Raw genomic sequence first — 16,562 nt, forward strand, 5'->3', positions numbered from 1 at the left:
CGCACAATGCTCATCGGCAGCCCTTCAAAGCAAGCGGCTCTCTGTACGGCCGCTTTGCGCCCTCGCGGTCAAGATAGCGGTTACGGCGACGGAGGCGAGAAGCGCGGCACCAAAGGCCGGCCATGGGGCGATGAGCCGGCTGGCGACGGCCAGGACAAGGCAGAAGCCTGCAAGACCGATGACGCCGACAAGACCCGCATGGGCGGTCTGGCTGGCCATCTCTGGCCCCTGGTCGAGCCGAAGCGACAGGAGGATGACACAGAAGCCGATCGGGAATGCCAGAAGGGTGCCCGAAAGCGAGGCACCGAGACGGGACGCCGCAAAGGTCACGCATCCCACCAGCACCCCCGCCGCAAGGCCGCGCAGGATCAGCAGGCTCCAGCGCGTCGGTGAGGGTGGCAGTTTGCTGGTATGGACAAAGCGGCGGCCGATCATGCGCGCTAATACCGTGGCCAGAGCAAACAGGCCGGCTCCGACCAGTGGATCGTGGGGCAGGAAGGCGAAAGGGAAAGCCAGTGCGCTCCACGCCAGAATGGCACAGCCCATGGCCGTAATGGCACCCATGCGTGTGGACGCCACGACGAAGGCTGCGAGGAAGATCTGTGTCGCGGCGAGAGAATAGATCGCGCCCGACGCACTGGAGCCAACGAAATCCAGGGGGTGATCGCGCAGCATGAAGAAGAAGCCGGGCGCCAGCACGATCGGCAGGCCGATCAGGACCCCGCCGATTTTCGGACCGAGCCGCGCTGCAACCCAGGTGATCAAGACGACGACGATGGCCGTGGACGACATTCGCACCAGAAAGTCCGTCCACGGGCCGACATCACTCATGCCTCCAGTATGGCCTGTGCCCGCCCGGCGAGTTCCAGCACGTGCCAATCCGCACCACCCGGTCCAAACAGCATCAGCCCCGTCGAAAGCGGCTGCTTGCCATGCATGGGAAGCGTCGCCGCACAGCCGTCAAGGAAGTTGACGGTGGAGGGATTGCGCAGCATCAAGGCATTGAGCCTGTCGAAGTCGGCCTCGACGTCGGCAATCAGAGGCGCAACGGTCGGAACAGTCGGCGTGACGAAAGCATCGAAGTCACGGCTCATCGCCCCGAACGCTTCGATGGCGCTTTTGCGTTGAACAACGGCATCGGAAACCTCGGATGGGCCAAATCCTTCGGCCGCACGAATGCGCTTCAGGACGCGCGGATCGCCGACGGTTTCCAAGGCATCGAGCCGGGCCTCGTGGATCGCATGCGCTTCGGTCGCGACGAGAATGCGATTGACGTTGCCAAAGCCTTCCAGCATCGGCAGATCCACATCGACGAGATCGAACCCGCCGGCCGAAAGGCGTTGCAGTGCGGCTTCGAAGTCGCGGGCGACCTGCTCATCAAGCCCATCGGTCAGAAAGCCGCGCACGACGCCGATCCGCGGCTTGTCGCCAGCAACGGAGGAAGGACGCTCGGTTTGCGACAGCACGGCGTAGACGGCCGCGCATTGCGCGATCCTGCGCGCCAGCGGCCCGATGCTGTCAAAGCTCTGGGAGAGCGGGAAGGCGCCGTCCAGAGGCACCGATGCCTGGGTGGGCTTGAAGCCGGACAGGCCATTCAGGGCGGCGGGAATGCGGACCGAGCCGCCGGTATCGGAACCGAGCGCCACGTCGGCTAGCCCGAGCGCCACCGTCACGGCGCCACCCGAGGTCGATCCGCCGGTGATGCGAAGGGGACCGAGACCATTCTGCGGATTGCCGAAATGCGGGTTCAGCCCGACGCCCGAATAGGCAAATTCAGACATGGTCGTGCGTCCGAAGGCGATGGCGCCGGCAGCCTTCAGCCGTCGGACAGCCTCTGCGTCCTGACGCGCGACCGGCGCGCCGGAAAGGATCGCCGATCCCGCGGTCGTCGTGAGGCCGGCCTCGTCGAACAGATCCTTGATCGAGACGAGAAGCCCGGCGAGAGGCTGCTTCCAGAGCGCTGCATCGGCATCGAGCGCGGCGGCTTCGTCCATGATCCGCGCGGCGTCGAAGCGGGTGAAGATCGAGGCCAGCACCTGGGGCGGAAGTGCCATCACGCGATCGACGGCATGGCGCGTGCGATCCTCTGCGCGAAAGCTGATGCGTCCGGAAGCGGCGCGAAGCGGCGAAATATCTGTCATGATTGGCCTCAGGAAATGACGGGCAGGGCGCTCATCTCGTAGCAGTGATTGATCGTCCGGCCCAGTCTGTCGTCGACCATTTCCATCCGAAAATAACGGGACGGGCGCACGCCGCCCGACAGGACGGCGAACGTGCCGCACATCATGGCCGTCCCGGCGTTCAGGCGCAGCGCACCGGATGCCGCCGGCGAGGAGGCGACCAGTTCGCCCAGCGGGCGGATCGAGGCGAGCTTGCCGTCTTGGTAGGGTACCCATTCGGCGCTTGCGTCGTCCCGGATGAAGGAGCGGATGTGGATCTCGTCGAGATGGCCCGCCACCTCGTCGAACGGCCACAGGACGGGCGCCACCGGCTTGGCGCAGATCTGCTTGGACAGGGCGACGGAATGCGTTTCCAGGGAGCGGTCCGTGTGGTCGGAGCCGAGCCCCAGATAAAGCCGTGTCCCATCATCGACCAGAACCGGCTCGGCTTCACCCGATGACGTCGCGTCCACGGTCTCGATCATCTCGTCGGTGGTGAACAGGCTTGCGGAGACGCGGTAGAAGAGGGGCACAGTGCTTGGCGGCGGGACGCCGATCTCCTGCAGTTCTGCGATGTGGTGGTTGACGGCGTCAGCATTGCGCCCCGTCCAGCCCGCAATGATGCCGCGGTGGATGTCGATCGATGCCTTGCCGTGGCCCGCGATGTCGAATTCGATTTCATGTGTCATGTGGGATTCCGTGAGATTGAGAAAACGCGGTCAGGCCGGGGCAAAGAACAGGGCGATGCGCGGGAAGGCGACGAGCAGCGCCACCATCAGCAGCATGACGAACACGAAGGGGATGACGCCGATCATCACCTCGCTCAGCCTGCCGTTCTTGCGCGCGCCCTGCACGACGTAGAGGTTCAGGCCGACCGGCGGGGTGATCAGCGCCATCTCGATCAGGACGATCATCAGGATGCCGAACCAGACCTTGTCGAAGCCGAGGTCGGTGATGATCGGAACGACGATGGGGATGGTCGCGATCATCAGCGCCAGCGTCTCGATGAAGAAGCCGAGGGCGATGTACATCAGAATGATCACGAGTAGCATTCCGTAAGGTCCGAGCCCGAGATCGTTGAGGAAGGCCGTCAGCTGGCGTCCGAGACCGGTGGCGCCGAGCGCATAGTTGAGGAAATAGGCCCCCACGATAACGAACATCACCATGGATGTGGTGCGGATGGTGCCGAGCAGGGCCGCGCGCATGTTGGCGACGGTGACCGCACCATGGAAGGCAGCAATCACCAGGGCCATGGCAACGCCGATAGCGGCCGCTTCGGTCGGCGTGGCCCAGCCGCGGTAAATCGATCCGATGATCACGGCAAAGACGAGGAAGACCGGCAGGAGATGCGGCAGGCCGGCGAGCCGTTCACGCCATGTGAAGGAACGGCTCGGTCCCCCCAGGCTCGGCTTGATTTTGCAGATGATGGCGGTGATCAGCATGAACCCGACGGCCATCATCAGGCCGGGGATGATGCCCGCCATGAACAGCTGCGGCACCGACGTTTGCGTCAGGAAGCCGTAGACGATCAGATTGATCGACGGTGGCAGCATGATCCCGAGCGTGCCACCGGCGGCGATGGCGCCGGCAAACAGCTTGTGATCATAGCCCTGCCGTTCGGCCTGCGGCATGGCGACCGTTGCCACCGTGGCTGCGGTGGCGACGGATGAGCCGGAGGTGGCCGAAAACATGGTGGCCGTGCCGATGTTGGCGTGGACCAGCCCGCCCGGAAGCCACGAGAACCAGGTGTCGAGCGTGGCGTAGGTCCGCTCGGCGATGCCGGCCCGCACCAGGATCTCGCCCAGGAGAACGAAGAGGGGAATGGCGATCAGCAGAAAGCTGTCGGAGGACGAATAGACCATCTGGCCGAGGCCCCGCATCAGCGGCAGCGGCGAGAAGAATATGTCGAGGCCAAAGCCGAGAATGAAGAGCGCGGCGCCGACGGGAATGGAGAGCGCCAGGAGCACGGCAAGGCCGATTGCGACATAGGTGATCATGCCGTCTCTCCTGTTTCGGAGGGAATGCCGGTCAGGTCGGTGACGAGGTTCCACTGCCGGGCCAGGGCCAGAGTGACCGAGCAACCGAGCATGACGGCTGACGTCAGCGCCATCCACGCCCATCCGCCGAACCAGATCACCTGCGGGATCCAGAGCTGGATCGACATCGGTGTGTTCGAACGAGAGCCGCGGGCAACCGACTTTGCCAGGACGTCGTAGGCGTAGTAGCTGACGAGCAGGGCGACGCAGAGCACGCTTGCCAGCGCGATCACGTCGAACAGGGCGCGACCCGGTGCCGGCAGCTTGGCATGCACGAGGTCGATGCGCACATGCGCGCGTTCGACCAGGGCATAGGAGAAACCCCAGGTGGCGATGCCGGCCATTACGTATCCGGCAATCTCGTCGGCGCCGCCGATCCGGAAGAAGGAAATGCGGCGACCGAGCACTTCGGAGAGGATGAGGGCGACGGTGATCATCAGGACCACGCCGCAGATGAGTGCGACCCATCGGTTGAGTGTTTTCACGAGGGCGGCGAGTTGCATCGCCGACCCCGCCAGTGACCTTGGTTCAGACATCACGTCGCCCTCGATTTCCGGGTTACTGCGCGATGGTGACGTCGAAAGCCGCGCCGATGCTCTCGTTCCAGCGCTTGGCCCAGTCGCCGCCGGCACGCTTGGCCCAATCGGGAAGGATGGTCTCTTCCAGAACGGTGACGGCACGCGCCTTGTCCTCGTCGGACAGCTCGACCAGGGTCATGGATGCGGCCGCACCGGCTGCGCATTCGCCGCCCGTCAGGCAGGCAATGTCACGTTCCAGCGCGCCGCCCGCATCCGCCCATGCCTTGGCTTCAAACTCCGTCGCCACCTGTTCCGTGAGGAAGGTCTGGACGGCAGGGTCGAGGCCTTCCCAGACGTCGAGGTTGACGGCGGTGATGACCGGATCCCAGCCGCCCAGCGGCAGGTTCACGAGATGCGTCGAGGATTCAAACCAGCCCGAGGCATAGCCCGAGCCGGCGCCCGTGACGGCGCAATCGATGACGCCGCGCTCGAGTGCGCCCGGCACTTCGGAAAACGCCATCGTCACGCCTTCGGCGCCGAGAGCTTCAAGAAAAAGAGATGTCATGCGACCCGAGCCACGGATCTTCTTGCCCTCGAGATCGGCAAGGCTGCTGACCTCGGCGTTGCAGAAGACGATCTGCGGCGGATAGGGGGCAATGGCGAGCGCATGGGCGTTGAAGCGGTCGCGCATGATGTCGCGGACCATCGGCTTGGCGGCTTCCGTCATCCGCTGGGCAGATGCGGCGTCGGTGGCGATCAGCGGCACGTCGAGGCCTTCGAGTTCCGGCGCATCGCCGACGGTGTAATCGGCCACGGTCATGCCGATGTCGAACACGCCGTCACCGAGCATCCGGAAGACGTCGCCGCCGGTGACGCCCATCTGGTCGAAGGTGGTCATGTTAACGGTGATCTTGCCGTTGGAGGCGGCCGGAATCGTCTCCTCCCAGAAGCTGCGCTCGAACTTCTGGTAGAGGGGCAGGTTGCTCCAGCTGCCCACCACGTTGAGGGTTGTCTCCGGCAGTTCCTGAGCGGAGGCGGCAAAGGCGAGCGGAACCATGGCGGCGCCTGCGAGAAGTGTGCGTAGGATGGTTTTCATTTTAGATCCCCTTGTTCTTGTTGATAGTGATCATCGACCGGCGCGTTGCGCCGGCATGCGGTCATGCAATTTCCGTACGGAGGTCCGTGACCAGCATATGGCCTGGAGCATGCGTGATCGCGATTTCCGGCCTGGCGTGCCGGATGGCGGTTTGCGGTGTGACACCGCAGGCCCAGAAGACGGTAACATCGCCTGGGTGAATGACGGGCGCATCTCCGAAATCCGGCTTTGCCAGATCGGAAATGCCGATCTGCGAAGGATCGCCGATATGGACCGGCGCACCATGCGCCTGAGGCAGATGCGACGACAGGATGATAGCACGGATCGCGTCCTGCGGCGTGAAGGAGCGCATCGAGACGACCATGGGACCGGAAAACGGTCCCGATGGCGCCGTCTGGATATTGGTCTCGTACATCGCGACATTGCGGCCGGCCTCGATGTGGCGCACCGGAATGTCGGCGCGCAGCAATGCCGTCTCGAACGAGAACGAGCAGCCGAGGACGAAGGTGACGAAGTCGTCGCGCCAAAGTTCACCGATGTCGGTGACGGTGTCGACGGCTTCGCCGTTTCGGAAGACCCGGTAACGCGGCGCGTCGAAGCGGATGTCGAGGTCGGCGCCCAGCGACGGCAGTCGCGGATCGCCGACTTCCGAGATGCCCAGGATGGGCGCCGGCTTCGGATTGCGAACGCAGTAGCGCAGGAAGTCGTCGGCAAGGGCAGACGGAAGAATGACGATATTGCCCTGCTGGTATCCTTCGGCAAGGCCGCTGGTCGGTGCGCTGAACTGCCCCCGGCGGCAGGCGAGCCGCAGCTGTTCGGCCGTCTCGAAGTGCAGGGTGTCCATCGTGCCTGGATGTCGCATCTGGCCTCACCATTCCTCTGCCCGTGCCGCAAGAAACACTGCGACCGCTACCCTTTCTCAATTAAGGCGAGAGAATGGAGATAAGTCGAATTTTTAGTTTTCATCGACTCTGATCAATTTCATTCATGGCTTTAGCGCGAGCCTCTCTGCGCCCGCAGAGCTTACGCCCGTGCATGTCGATTGGCGGATGGAGGTGGAAATGCGCTTTGCAGGCGGGGAAAACACGGACTTTGGGTCGCCGGCCTCGGTTGCCTATCGCCGCGCGCTGACGTCCCATAGCGCCACGAGCCTGTCAGCCCGGACACAGTGATAGTGACCATAGAGTGCGACGGTGGGATCGTTGTGGGAGACGATGCATTCGATGACGTCGGCGATCACCGGACGAACAGCATCATTCTTCAAGTGCAGCCGCCCGTGTTCGTCGCCGGCGTAGCTGTAGGTGGCAGTCTCCAACCCGGCGCTGATCACGCGCGGTGGCGGGCCGTTCAGCGCGAAGGCCTTTGTCCCGGCATCGGTGGTCACGAAGCCGGCGACATTCGTGCTGATCACCGCCGTCTGGACGAACAGCGCGTTTTCGAACGGCCAGGCCTTGCCTCTTTCACAGATCACCGTCTCATATTCGGCATCCATGAAGGCATACGAGCCGGCCTGGATCTCGGTGAAGGGACCTTCCCTTGCGTCGATCGCGTGACTTCCGGTACCTCCGCCGGTGACGATGCCAGGCTTCATGTCGATGGCCGACAGTGCCAGGATCACCGCATCGATCTTGAGGTGCGCCTGCCGGCACAGCGCCAAGCGCTCGTCCGGGTCGATGGTGTGCTGGATGTGTCCGCCATAGGCCTGGAGGCCTCGATAGGCCAGGGACGGCAGGGATTTGATGGTTTGACCCAGCGCGACGGCGGCCTCCGGCGAGGTTACGCCCGTCCGTCCGAAGCCGAGCTCGACATCGATGATCACATTCAGCCTGACGCCGGCGGCAGCGGCCCTTGCCGCAAGCGCCTCGGCATTGGCCGGATTGTCCACGACGATCATCGTGTCTGGGGCTTTGCCGGCCAGCGCGATCAGGCGGTCGAGCTTGAGAGCGGTCGTCACCGGCGAGGTGATGAGAATGCCCGCTATTCCGGCTGCCGCCATGACCTCGGCTTCGTCCAGCGTCGCGCAGCAGCAGCCGACCGCACCGGCCGCGATCTGGGCCTTGGCGATCGTCGGCGACTTGTGGGACTTCGCATGTGGCCGCAGGTTCTTGCCGTGGGCATGCATGATGTCGGCCATCCTCGCGACGTTCCGCTCGAAGGCGTCAAGGTCGAGGACAAGTGCGGGCGTGTTCAGCGCATACCGGGAGCCGGGTGCATCCAGGTCATACTGCACGAAGGATTGGACAGTCATGGCACGGCGTTTCCCTTAGCAGGTGAAGACGAGCGGCACGCAGGTCACCCTGCATGCCGCAGCAGGCCTCAGCGACCGGCGCGTCGCATGAGCTTGCGGTCCAGATGGCGGTACCATGCCATGACGCCCGGCATGAACCAGGGCTTGCCGGTGTAGAAGGGCACGGCCGAGGGTGGGCGGAAGTCGAAGGCCGACGGCTCCACGTCCTTGTCGCCCATCAGCTTTCTTGCGGCCTGCGTCCCGATCCAGGGGGCCCAGACGACGCCGGAGCCACAGAAGCCCGTTGCGTAGACGACGCCGTCCCGTTCGAAGATGCGCGGGATCATGTCGCGGTGCATGGCCACGTGTCCGAACCAGCTGTGGGTAAGGGTGACGTCCTTCAGCTCGGGAAAAATCTCGATCAGGTTGCGCTTGAGATGCAAGGTGGGCTCGATCGGCTCGCCGGACGTGGAGCCGTCGCGACCGCCGAACAGGATGCGCTTGTTGTCCGGTGACGGACGGTAGTAGAATCCGAGGTTGCGGGTCTCGCTGCACATCATCAGCTTCGGCATCAAGGTCGCCATCAGGCCTTCCGGCAGTTCCTCCGTTGCAATGATACGGCTGCGGATCGGCACCATGCGCCGGCGCAGCCAGCGGTCGGAATTGTCGGTGTAACCATTGGTGCAGGCGAGGACCTGACGCGCTGAGATCCGGCCGGCCTCGGTGGTGACCTGGAAACCGCTGCCAGTGTTCTCGACCGCCGTCACGGCGGCGCCCGAACGGACCTCCACGCCGGCTTCGAGCGCGACACGCAGCAGTTCCGCATGGAATTTGGCAGGCTGCAGGCCGCCGATATCCATGCGCACGGATCCGCCCCGATAGAAGTCTGTGCCGAGATAGTTGCGTTGCTCCGACTGCGGCACCGCATAGGCTTCGATGCCGAGCGTCTTCTGGAGCTTTTCCGCCGTGCGGGCGAGGCTCTCGTAATCGTCGGGTCCAAGTGCGCCGCTGAACCGGCCGGAGAGGCTGAAGTCGCAGGCGATGTTTTCCGTTGCCAGGAGGTGGTAGAGGAATTCTCGGGCCTTCTTGCCCTCCGCCTCGATCGCCATGGTGCGGGGCTCTCCGAAGCGGCGAACCAGCGTTGCATGGTCGAGACGGATATTGCCGCTCGTGATGCCGCCGTTGCGCGAGGATGCGCCTTCTCCTGGGTTCATCTTGTCGAGGCAGACGACCGAGCGGCCCGCGCGCGCAAGGTGCAATCCGGCGCTCAGGCCGGCGTAGCCCGCGCCGATGATCGCGACATCGACGGTGGCCGGAAGGGGTTTTTCCGGCAGCGGCCGAAGGGGCGCTGCCTCCCACCAGAAGGGTGTGGTCTTGTGTGCCGGCGCTGGATTGGTCTCGGGCATGTCGGTCTCGATGCTCCCCTTGTTGTGTTGAGCTTGTTAGAGATGACGGTCGAACTGCACCGCGCCGATGATCCAGAGGATCTCCGCAGTGGATTGCGAAACGTTCTTGAAACTGTGTGGCAGCGAGCTGTCGAAGACGAAACTGTCGCCAGTGCGCAGAGTGCTTGCCTGCTCGCCGACCGTCAGCGTGAGCTCGCCGGAAAGAACCAGGCCGCCCTTTTCCGCCGGATAGCTCAAGGCCGTGTTGCCGGAGACGCCGCCGGGCTCGACCCGCAAGATCATGATCTGCAGGTGATGGTGGCCGCTGGCGGTCAACAGTTCCTTCTTGAGCAGGCCGAGATCGATCTGGGGCCGATCCTTCAGGCGGCGCACGAAGGGCGGATCGCCCTGTTCCGGCGCCTCGTCCGGCTGCTCGCCGAACATTTCCTGGATGGACACGTTCAGTGCCCGCCGGATCGCGGTCAGCACGCGCATCGACGGATTGGCAAGATCCCGCTCGATCTGGCTGATCATGCCGACCGACACGCCGGAGATGTCCGCCAGCTGCTGAAGGGACATGCCCTTGGCGTTGCGCAACTGCCTGACGGTAGCCCCGATCAAAGATTGCGTTCCCTTGGACATTCCTAACTCACCCCTCTGGCCACCCTGCAAGAAAGTGAAATATCTCGCGCGGATTTTCAATATGTTTGTTCAGTAGTATGCGATGAAAATGCGACGAGAAAATAATAACAGAAATTACATTGTTAAAATCAGATATTTATCTTCTCTTTCGCCCGTGCGGCGATTTCCTGGTGCAATTGCCCTTTGATCGGCCCTTGTCAAAATTTTCATTATAAGCCTATCATCCATGAAAATGAGAACAAGAGGGGTTGGAGTTCGGCCATGGCCAATCATGATCCTATAGCTGCGCCTGTCAGCGCGCTCACGGTCCGCAATCTGACGATCGACTTGCCGAAGGGCATGGAGCGAAAGCACGCGGTCAGCGACATTTCCTTTGATCTGAAGACCGGTCAAATCCTCTGCATCATCGGTGAATCCGGTTCCGGCAAATCGGTCACCGCCAATGCCGTCATGGGCCTGCTTCCGAGCGCGATCAGCATTTCGGGCGGCAGCATCCGATGCGGTGACGTCGACCTCACGGATGCATCACCCGAGGTGCTCCGCGATCTCCGCGGGCGTGTCGTCTCGATGATCTTCCAGGATCCGCTCTCGGCGCTCAATCCGCTGATGACGGTCGGAGACCAGATCGACGAGGTGATGTTTGCGCATGGCGAGGGCACGCGGGAAGACCGGCGCGCAAGGTCGCTCGCGCTGCTGACGGAGGTCGGCCTGCCGGATCCGGAACTGATGTACCACCAGTATCCCTTCCGCCTCTCGGGCGGCCAGCGTCAGCGGGTGATGATCGCCATGGCGCTTGCCCTCGAGCCGGCCATTCTCATCGCCGACGAACCGACGACTGCTCTGGACGTCACCACCCAGGCGCAGATCCTCGACCTCATCCGCGATATCCAGCGCCGCAAGGGTATGAGCGTGATGTTCATCACCCATGACTTCGGCGTCGTGGCCGAGATTGCCGACAGCGTCATCGTCATGGAGCAGGGGGTCATCGTGGAGCAGGGGAGTGCCGAGCAGGTGCTCCGCAACGCCCAGCATCCCTACACGAAACGCCTGATCGCTGCCGTTCCGCATCTTTCCGACAATGATCGCACCCATGAAGAGGTGGCTGGCAGCGCGCCGGTCATCGAGGTCGACGATCTTCGCAAGGAATACCGCAGCGGCAGCATCTTCTTCGGCAAGGAGCGGGTGGTGAAGGCCGTGCAGGGAGCCTCCTTCGCGCTCCAGCCCGGGCGGACTCTCGGGATCGTCGGGGAAAGCGGCTCCGGCAAGTCCTCCCTCGGACGGCTTCTGGTGAAGCTCATGGACAGCGATGGCGGACGGATCCTGTTCGACGGGCAGGATATTGCGCCGATGAAGGAAGCCCAGTTCCGCTCGATCCGCCCGAAGATCCAGATGATCTTCCAGGACCCTTTCGCCTCGCTCAATCCGAGGTCGACGATCGGCCGCATCCTGACTGCCGGACCGGTCGCGCATGGCATGGCGCCGGCGAAGGCGAGCCAGCAGGCGAGGGCGCTGCTCGAGCATGTCGGCCTCGACGGCGGTGCCTTCGACCGGTATCCGCACGAGTTCTCCGGCGGCCAGCGCCAGCGCATCGGCATTGCGCGCGCCCTGATGTTCAAGCCGAAGCTTCTCGTGGCCGACGAGGCCGTCTCTGCGCTCGACGTCTCGATCCAGGCGCAGATCCTGGAACTGCTCAACGACATCCAGCGCGAGACGGGCGTGGCGATGATCTTCATCACCCATGACCTGCGGGTCGCGAGCCAGATCTGCGACGAGATCCTCGTCATGCAGCGCGGGGTGATCGTGGAACATGGCCCGCCATCGCAGATCTTCCGCAATCCGCAGTCCGACTACACACGCGAGCTGGTTGCCGCGATTCCGGGAGAGAGAATCGCGGCCTAGCACCACCTCGACAATCGACGGTTCATAACTTCAACAAGCAGGGGAACATGCGCATGACCGATCAGAAACAGAAATTCGCCGCGACACGTCGCCAAGCCCTAAAGATGCTGGGCATCACCACCGCCGCAGGCGTGTTCCTGCCGAACCTTCTCGGCAGGCCGGCCTTCGGCGCAACGCCTCCCGAAACGCCGACCGGCCGCATCGTGGTCGGCTTCTCGCAGGAGCCGACGGTCTTCAACCCGCTGATGCCGCGCATCGAGGTAGACGACGGCGTCCACTTCTCGCTCTTCGACACGCTGTTCCGCATTGCTCCGGACGGCTCGTTCACGCCCGGTCTCGCAACGGAAGTTCCCTCCATCGAGAATGGCGGGATTTCCGAGGATGGCCTCGAATGGCGCGTCAAGCTGCGCGACGACGTGAAGTGGCATGACGGCGAAGCCTTCACGGCCGAGGACGTGAAGTACACGCTGGAGCTTATCGTCAATCCCAATTTCCGCAGCTGGCGGACCACGGGTCACACGCTCGTTCGCGACATCACGGTTGTCTCTCCCACGGAGATCACCTGGAAAATGGAGAGCGCGTTTGCACCCTACCTCTCGTTCCTGGCCGACACCTTCATCGTGCCGGAGCATATCCTGGGGGCCGCCGAGGATCCCAATACCGCACCGTTCAACAACGCGCCGATCGGCACCGGTCCGTTCAAGTGGGGCAGCCGCACCGCGGGGGACCATCTGGAGCTCGTCGCCAATCCGGACTATTTCGGTGAAGGCCCCTATATCGAGCGCCTGATCTACAAGTATATTCCCGATCTCACCGTGCTCTACACGCAGTTCAAGAGCGGCGACATCGACATCATCGGCTCGCAGTACATCACGCCGGACAACTACGAAGAGGCCAAGACGCTTCCCGGCAAGGTGGTTACCACCGTGTCCACTGCGACCGTCGAATCCATCTACCTCAACATGGAGCGCCCGCAGTTCAAGGACCTCGCGGTTCGTCAGGCGATCTATGCCGCGATCGACAAGCAGACCATCATCGACGCGCTCTACTACGGCCTGCCGACGCCGACCGAGACCTACATGCCGCAGGAGTCCGCCTACTTCAATCCGGACCTGCCGAAGCAGAGCTACGATGTCGAGAAGGCCAACCAGCTGCTGGACGAGGCCGGCTGGGTTGCTGGCGCCGGCGGCATTCGCGAAAAGGATGGTGTGCGGCTGTCCTTCACCAACTCCACGACCTCAGGCAACCATCTTCGTGAGCAGGCCCAGCAGTTCATTCAGCAGTCGCTTGCCGAGGTCGGGATCGAGATGAAGATCTCGAACCTGCCACCCGCCGTCATGTGGGGCGAGTTCTGGACGCAGTCGCAGTTCGACACCGCCATGGTTGGCGTGATCTTCATGATCGGCGCGGATCCGGACGTCACCTATCGCTTCTACTCCCAGGCCATCCCGGCGCAGGGCGGACGCGGTGCCAACACCGGGCAGTACAAGAATCCGGAGGTGGATGCGCTTCTGGAAGAAGGCGGAAAAACCTTCGACCAGGAGAAACGCAAGGCGATCTACCGCGAGGTGCAGGAGAAGATCCGTGCCGACCTTCCGTTCCTGCCGCTGTTCCAGAACATGACGGTGCGCGGGCGTGATGAAGGTATCGAAGGCGTGCAACCCAACATCAACACGCGCATCGATACCTGGAATGCCGGCTCCTACTACTGGGCGAGCTAAACCCGGCGATCGGTGGCGGCGGGTGCAAAACACTGCCGCCACCTGGAATGTCTCAACACAAGCAGGAAGCAGACCATGGCGGGATATCTTCTCAATCGCCTGTGGCAGAGCGTCGTCCTTCTGGTGATCGTCTCGATCATCGGTTTTGCCGTGCTCAACCTCACCCCGGGTGGCCCATTGTCCCAGTTCGCCCTGACGCCCGGCATGACGCAGGAAGCAATGGACCGCATCGCCGAGCAGATGGGCCTGAACCGGCCCCTGCCGGTGCAGTATCTCGACTGGGGCTGGCGCCTCCTGCAGGGTGATTGGGGGACGTCTTACCGGGACGGTCAGCCGGTGCTGGACGTCATCGGCCGTCACATCACCGCGACGCTTCTGCTGATGGGCACATCGACGGCCTTTTCCATCGCGATCGGAACCTGGATCGGCATCCACGGCGCGACGCGGCCCTATTCGATCTTCGACTATTCGGTAACGATCGGCGCCATGGTGGCGCTTTCGATCCCGACCTTCTGGTTCGGACTCGTCGGCATCTACATCTTCACCCTGGAGCTCGGATGGCTGCCGGCGGGCAATATGTACACCATCGGCGACGGGTCGTTCCTGAACTACCTGCACCACCTCATCATGCCGAGCCTGGTGCTGTCTCTGGTCAACGTCGCCGTCTGGAGCCGCTACATGCGCACGGCCACGCTCGACGTGATCAACCAGGAATTCGTCAAGACGGCACGCGCCAAGGGGCTGACGGAACGGCGTGTGCTGATGAAGCATGTTGTCGGCAACGCCATGGTGCCGATGATCACGCTCGCCGGCATGCAGTTGCCAAGCATTCTGGGCGGAGCGCTCGTCACCGAAACCGTCTTCACCTGGCCGGGAATGGGCCGCCTCTTCCTCGACAGTCTCGGGTACAGCGACTATCCGGTGGTGATGGGACTGCTCATGGTCTCGGCCATTCTCGTGCTGCTCGGCAGCCTCATTGCCGATCTTCTGGTGGCCATCGTCGATCCGCGCATCCGGGTCGGCTGATGTCGATCGATTTGCCCGAAGCAGGAACAATACCCATGAGCGCTCTCGCTATCCCCGTCCATACGCCCTGGTGGCGCAGCCGTGGCGTCCGTCGATTTGCACGCCATCGCCTGGCTATCATCGGCCTGGTGATGATCACCTTGCTGACCTTTGCCTGCATCGTGGGGCCGTATCTTCTGCCGTACGACTCGCTCTACATCGATCTGCGGGCTCGCTTTGCGCCGCCGCTGACCGGGTACCATTTTCTCGGGACCGATCCGCTGGGGCGTGACGTTGCCGCGCGTCTCCTGGAAGCGGGGCGGATATCGCTGCTCGTCGGCTTTTTCGCTATGCTGCTGTCGACGATGATCGGGACGCTCATCGGCGTCGTCGCGGGGTACTATCGCGGCGCAGTCGGCGCAGGCCTCATGCGCGTCGTCGACGCCTTCCTGTCCTTCCCGTCGATCTTCCTGCTGTTGGCGCTGGCCGCCCTCTTGCAGCCCACCCCGATCATGATCACCATCATCATCGCGCTCACGAGCTGGATGGAGGTTGCGCGTATCGTCGAGGCGGAAGTGCGCTCGTTGCGCGAGCGCGATTTCGTGCAGGCAAGCCGGATGATGGGCCTGAGCAGCGCGCACATCATGTTCCGGGAAATCCTGCCCAATGCCATCGGGCCGATCATCGTGGCCGCAACCTTGACGGTGGCGCGTGCGATCCTGCTGGAGGCCTACGTCAGCTTCCTCGGCTACGGCATCCAGCCGCCGCTGCCGAGCTGGGGCAACATGCTGAACGGCGCGCAGCAATATCTATCGACCGCGCCGTGGCTCGCGATCATCCCCGGCATCACGATCACCATCGCCGTGACGAGTTTCAACTTCATCGGCGACGGCCTGCGCGATGCGCTCGATGTCCGCAGCGATCACATGTGAGACGGCCATGGTTCTCCTTGCCAATATCGACGCCGAACGCGGTCAGAGACTGAAGCAGCGCTTCCGCGAGGTGGCTCCGGACCAGGTCCTCGTCCTGCCGGACGACAGTTTCGAGAAGCAGGATGTCCGCCATCTCCTCACCTGGAAGATCCCCGAAAACCTGGCCGAGTTTGTCAACCTCGAGATCATCTTCTCGGTGGGTGCGGGCGTCGATCAGTTCGTGGCCACCGGCGTTCCGCAGGGCGTGACGCTGGTGCGGCTGATCGATCCGGGCCTCACGGCGATGATGCAGGAATATGTGGCCATGGCGGTCTTGAGCCTTCATCGCGATCTGCCGGCCTATGTTACCCAGCAGGAACAGGCCGTCTGGAAGCAGGTCTCCCTTCCGCCGCCGGCAGCCGAGCGCCGGGTCGGCGTGATGGGACTGGGCGAACTCGGCAAGGGAGCGCTCGCTGCCCTCGGAAACTTCGGTTTCCAGCTTTCCGGTTGGGCCCGCAGTCCACACCAGATCTCAGGCGTCGACTGCTTCCACGGCGAGGACGGGTTGCAGCGCTTCCTGCCGTCGGTGGATATCCTGGTCTGCCTCCTGCCGCTCACCAACGAGACCCGCGGCATTCTGAACAAGGACCTGTTCGACCGCCTGCCCACCGGAGCGTCGCTGGTCCACACCGGGCGCGGCCAGCATCTGCAGCACGATGATCTCCTGTCGGCCCTCGAGACCGGGCAGCTCCGCTCTGCTTTCCTCGATGTTGTCGATCCGGAACCTCTGCCCGATATGCATCCCTTCTGGCGGCATCCCCAGATCATCCTCACCCCGCACGTTGCCTGCATGACGCGCGTCGAGATGCTAGCAACGGCGATCGCCGGCAATCTGGTCCGTCACCGGGCGGGAAAACCGATGGCAGGCGTCGTGGCCGTGGAGCGCGGCTACTGACGGCACTC

General features: G+C 63.3%; 15 protein-coding genes. 5 read left to right on the forward strand and 10 right to left on the reverse strand.

Annotated elements, in window-relative coordinates:
- Window positions 1-24 precede the first annotated feature (24 nt).
- The 10 genes from EO99_RS0106030 to EO99_RS0106075 all read right to left on the reverse strand — a co-directional run bounded on the left by EO99_RS0106030 (window position 25) and on the right by EO99_RS0106075 (window position 10,063).
- Window positions 25-831, reverse strand: a complete 807-nt coding sequence (locus EO99_RS0106030; protein WP_029617741.1) for a hypothetical protein — start codon at window positions 829-831, stop codon at window positions 25-27.
- Window positions 828-2,141 carry an amidase family protein gene (locus tag EO99_RS0106035; RefSeq protein WP_077067040.1) on the reverse strand — a complete coding sequence of 438 codons (1,314 nt, stop codon included), beginning with the start codon at window positions 2,139-2,141 and terminating at the stop codon, window positions 828-830. The genes EO99_RS0106030 and EO99_RS0106035 overlap by 4 nt, the downstream gene beginning before the upstream one ends.
- Before the next feature lie 8 nt (window positions 2,142-2,149).
- Window positions 2,150-2,848 (reverse strand): DUF2848 domain-containing protein, encoded by a 699-nt coding sequence (locus EO99_RS0106040; protein WP_029617743.1) that lies wholly within the window; start codon window positions 2,846-2,848, stop codon window positions 2,150-2,152.
- Between the two features lie 30 nt (window positions 2,849-2,878).
- Entirely contained in the window at window positions 2,879-4,156 is a 1,278-nt protein-coding gene (locus tag EO99_RS0106045; RefSeq protein WP_029617744.1) for a TRAP transporter large permease, read from the reverse strand.
- Window positions 4,153-4,731 carry a TRAP transporter small permease subunit gene (locus tag EO99_RS0106050; RefSeq protein WP_081851991.1) on the reverse strand — a complete coding sequence of 193 codons (579 nt, stop codon included), beginning with the start codon at window positions 4,729-4,731 and terminating at the stop codon, window positions 4,153-4,155. Before EO99_RS0106050 ends, EO99_RS0106045 begins: the two co-directional genes overlap by 4 nt.
- Before the next feature lie 22 nt (window positions 4,732-4,753).
- Window positions 4,754-5,809, reverse strand: coding sequence for a TRAP transporter substrate-binding protein (locus EO99_RS0106055; RefSeq protein WP_029617746.1), 1,056 nt, complete (start codon window positions 5,807-5,809; stop codon window positions 4,754-4,756).
- A 61-nt stretch (window positions 5,810-5,870) separates the two neighbouring features.
- Complete coding sequence (locus EO99_RS0106060; RefSeq protein WP_235776771.1) at window positions 5,871-6,671, reverse strand: putative hydro-lyase; 801 nt, start codon at window positions 6,669-6,671, stop codon at window positions 5,871-5,873.
- A 252-nt stretch (window positions 6,672-6,923) separates the two neighbouring features.
- Complete coding sequence (locus tag EO99_RS0106065) at window positions 6,924-8,057, reverse strand: DSD1 family PLP-dependent enzyme (RefSeq protein WP_029617748.1); 1,134 nt, start codon at window positions 8,055-8,057, stop codon at window positions 6,924-6,926.
- A 68-nt stretch (window positions 8,058-8,125) separates the two neighbouring features.
- Entirely contained in the window at window positions 8,126-9,442 is a 1,317-nt protein-coding gene (locus EO99_RS0106070; protein ID WP_029617749.1) for an NAD(P)/FAD-dependent oxidoreductase, read from the reverse strand.
- Between the two features lie 36 nt (window positions 9,443-9,478).
- Window positions 9,479-10,063, reverse strand: coding sequence for a helix-turn-helix domain-containing protein (locus tag EO99_RS0106075; protein ID WP_029617750.1), 585 nt, complete (start codon window positions 10,061-10,063; stop codon window positions 9,479-9,481).
- A gap of 261 nt (window positions 10,064-10,324) precedes the next feature.
- Here EO99_RS0106075 and EO99_RS0106080 point away from each other — a divergent pair, with 261 nt between their 5' ends.
- The 5 genes from EO99_RS0106080 to EO99_RS0106100 all read left to right on the forward strand — a co-directional run bounded on the left by EO99_RS0106080 (window position 10,325) and on the right by EO99_RS0106100 (window position 16,554).
- The gene (locus tag EO99_RS0106080; protein ID WP_029617751.1) at window positions 10,325-11,962 is read left to right on the forward strand and encodes an ABC transporter ATP-binding protein; all 1,638 of its coding nucleotides are present in this window, start codon (window positions 10,325-10,327) and stop codon (window positions 11,960-11,962) included.
- Window positions 11,963-12,015: 53 nt separating this feature from the next.
- Window positions 12,016-13,683 carry a peptide ABC transporter substrate-binding protein gene (locus EO99_RS0106085; RefSeq protein ID WP_029617752.1) on the forward strand — a complete coding sequence of 556 codons (1,668 nt, stop codon included), beginning with the start codon at window positions 12,016-12,018 and terminating at the stop codon, window positions 13,681-13,683.
- A 75-nt stretch (window positions 13,684-13,758) separates the two neighbouring features.
- A complete protein-coding gene (locus EO99_RS0106090) occupies window positions 13,759-14,709 on the forward strand; it encodes an ABC transporter permease (protein ID WP_029617753.1) in 951 nt (316 codons plus the stop codon).
- 35 nt (window positions 14,710-14,744) lie between these two features.
- Complete coding sequence (locus EO99_RS0106095; protein ID WP_029617754.1) at window positions 14,745-15,620, forward strand: ABC transporter permease; 876 nt, start codon at window positions 14,745-14,747, stop codon at window positions 15,618-15,620.
- Window positions 15,621-15,627: 7 nt separating this feature from the next.
- Window positions 15,628-16,554, forward strand: coding sequence for a 2-hydroxyacid dehydrogenase (locus EO99_RS0106100; protein WP_029617755.1), 927 nt, complete (start codon window positions 15,628-15,630; stop codon window positions 16,552-16,554).
- Window positions 16,555-16,562 lie beyond the last annotated feature (8 nt).

This window comes from Pseudorhizobium marinum, from assembly GCF_000705355.1.
Classification (GTDB): domain Bacteria; phylum Pseudomonadota; class Alphaproteobacteria; order Rhizobiales; family Rhizobiaceae; genus Neorhizobium; species Neorhizobium pelagicum.

Bases quoted from the DNA above. Each gene is read 5' to 3' on its own strand.
- EO99_RS0106030 (WP_029617741.1), bottom strand. From the start codon at position 831: ATGAGTGATGTCGGCCCGTGGACGGACTTTCTGGTGCGAATGTCGTCC.
- EO99_RS0106035 (WP_077067040.1), bottom strand. From the start codon at position 2,141: ATGACAGATATTTCGCCGCTTCGCGCCGCTTCCGGACGCATCAGCTTT.
- EO99_RS0106040 (WP_029617743.1), bottom strand. From the start codon at position 2,848: ATGACACATGAAATCGAATTCGACATCGCGGGCCACGGCAAGGCATCG.
- EO99_RS0106045 (WP_029617744.1), bottom strand. From the start codon at position 4,156: ATGATCACCTATGTCGCAATCGGCCTTGCCGTGCTCCTGGCGCTCTCC.
- EO99_RS0106050 (WP_081851991.1), bottom strand. From the start codon at position 4,731: ATGTCTGAACCAAGGTCACTGGCGGGGTCGGCGATGCAACTCGCCGCC.
- EO99_RS0106055 (WP_029617746.1), bottom strand. From the start codon at position 5,809: ATGAAAACCATCCTACGCACACTTCTCGCAGGCGCCGCCATGGTTCCG.
- EO99_RS0106060 (WP_235776771.1), bottom strand. From the start codon at position 6,671: ATGCGACATCCAGGCACGATGGACACCCTGCACTTCGAGACGGCCGAA.
- EO99_RS0106065 (WP_029617748.1), bottom strand. From the start codon at position 8,057: ATGACTGTCCAATCCTTCGTGCAGTATGACCTGGATGCACCCGGCTCC.
- EO99_RS0106070 (WP_029617749.1), bottom strand. From the start codon at position 9,442: ATGCCCGAGACCAATCCAGCGCCGGCACACAAGACCACACCCTTCTGG.
- EO99_RS0106075 (WP_029617750.1), bottom strand. From the start codon at position 10,063: ATGTCCAAGGGAACGCAATCTTTGATCGGGGCTACCGTCAGGCAGTTG.
- EO99_RS0106080 (WP_029617751.1), top strand. From the start codon at position 10,325: ATGGCCAATCATGATCCTATAGCTGCGCCTGTCAGCGCGCTCACGGTC.
- EO99_RS0106085 (WP_029617752.1), top strand. From the start codon at position 12,016: ATGACCGATCAGAAACAGAAATTCGCCGCGACACGTCGCCAAGCCCTA.
- EO99_RS0106090 (WP_029617753.1), top strand. From the start codon at position 13,759: ATGGCGGGATATCTTCTCAATCGCCTGTGGCAGAGCGTCGTCCTTCTG.
- EO99_RS0106095 (WP_029617754.1), top strand. From the start codon at position 14,745: ATGAGCGCTCTCGCTATCCCCGTCCATACGCCCTGGTGGCGCAGCCGT.
- EO99_RS0106100 (WP_029617755.1), top strand. From the start codon at position 15,628: ATGGTTCTCCTTGCCAATATCGACGCCGAACGCGGTCAGAGACTGAAG.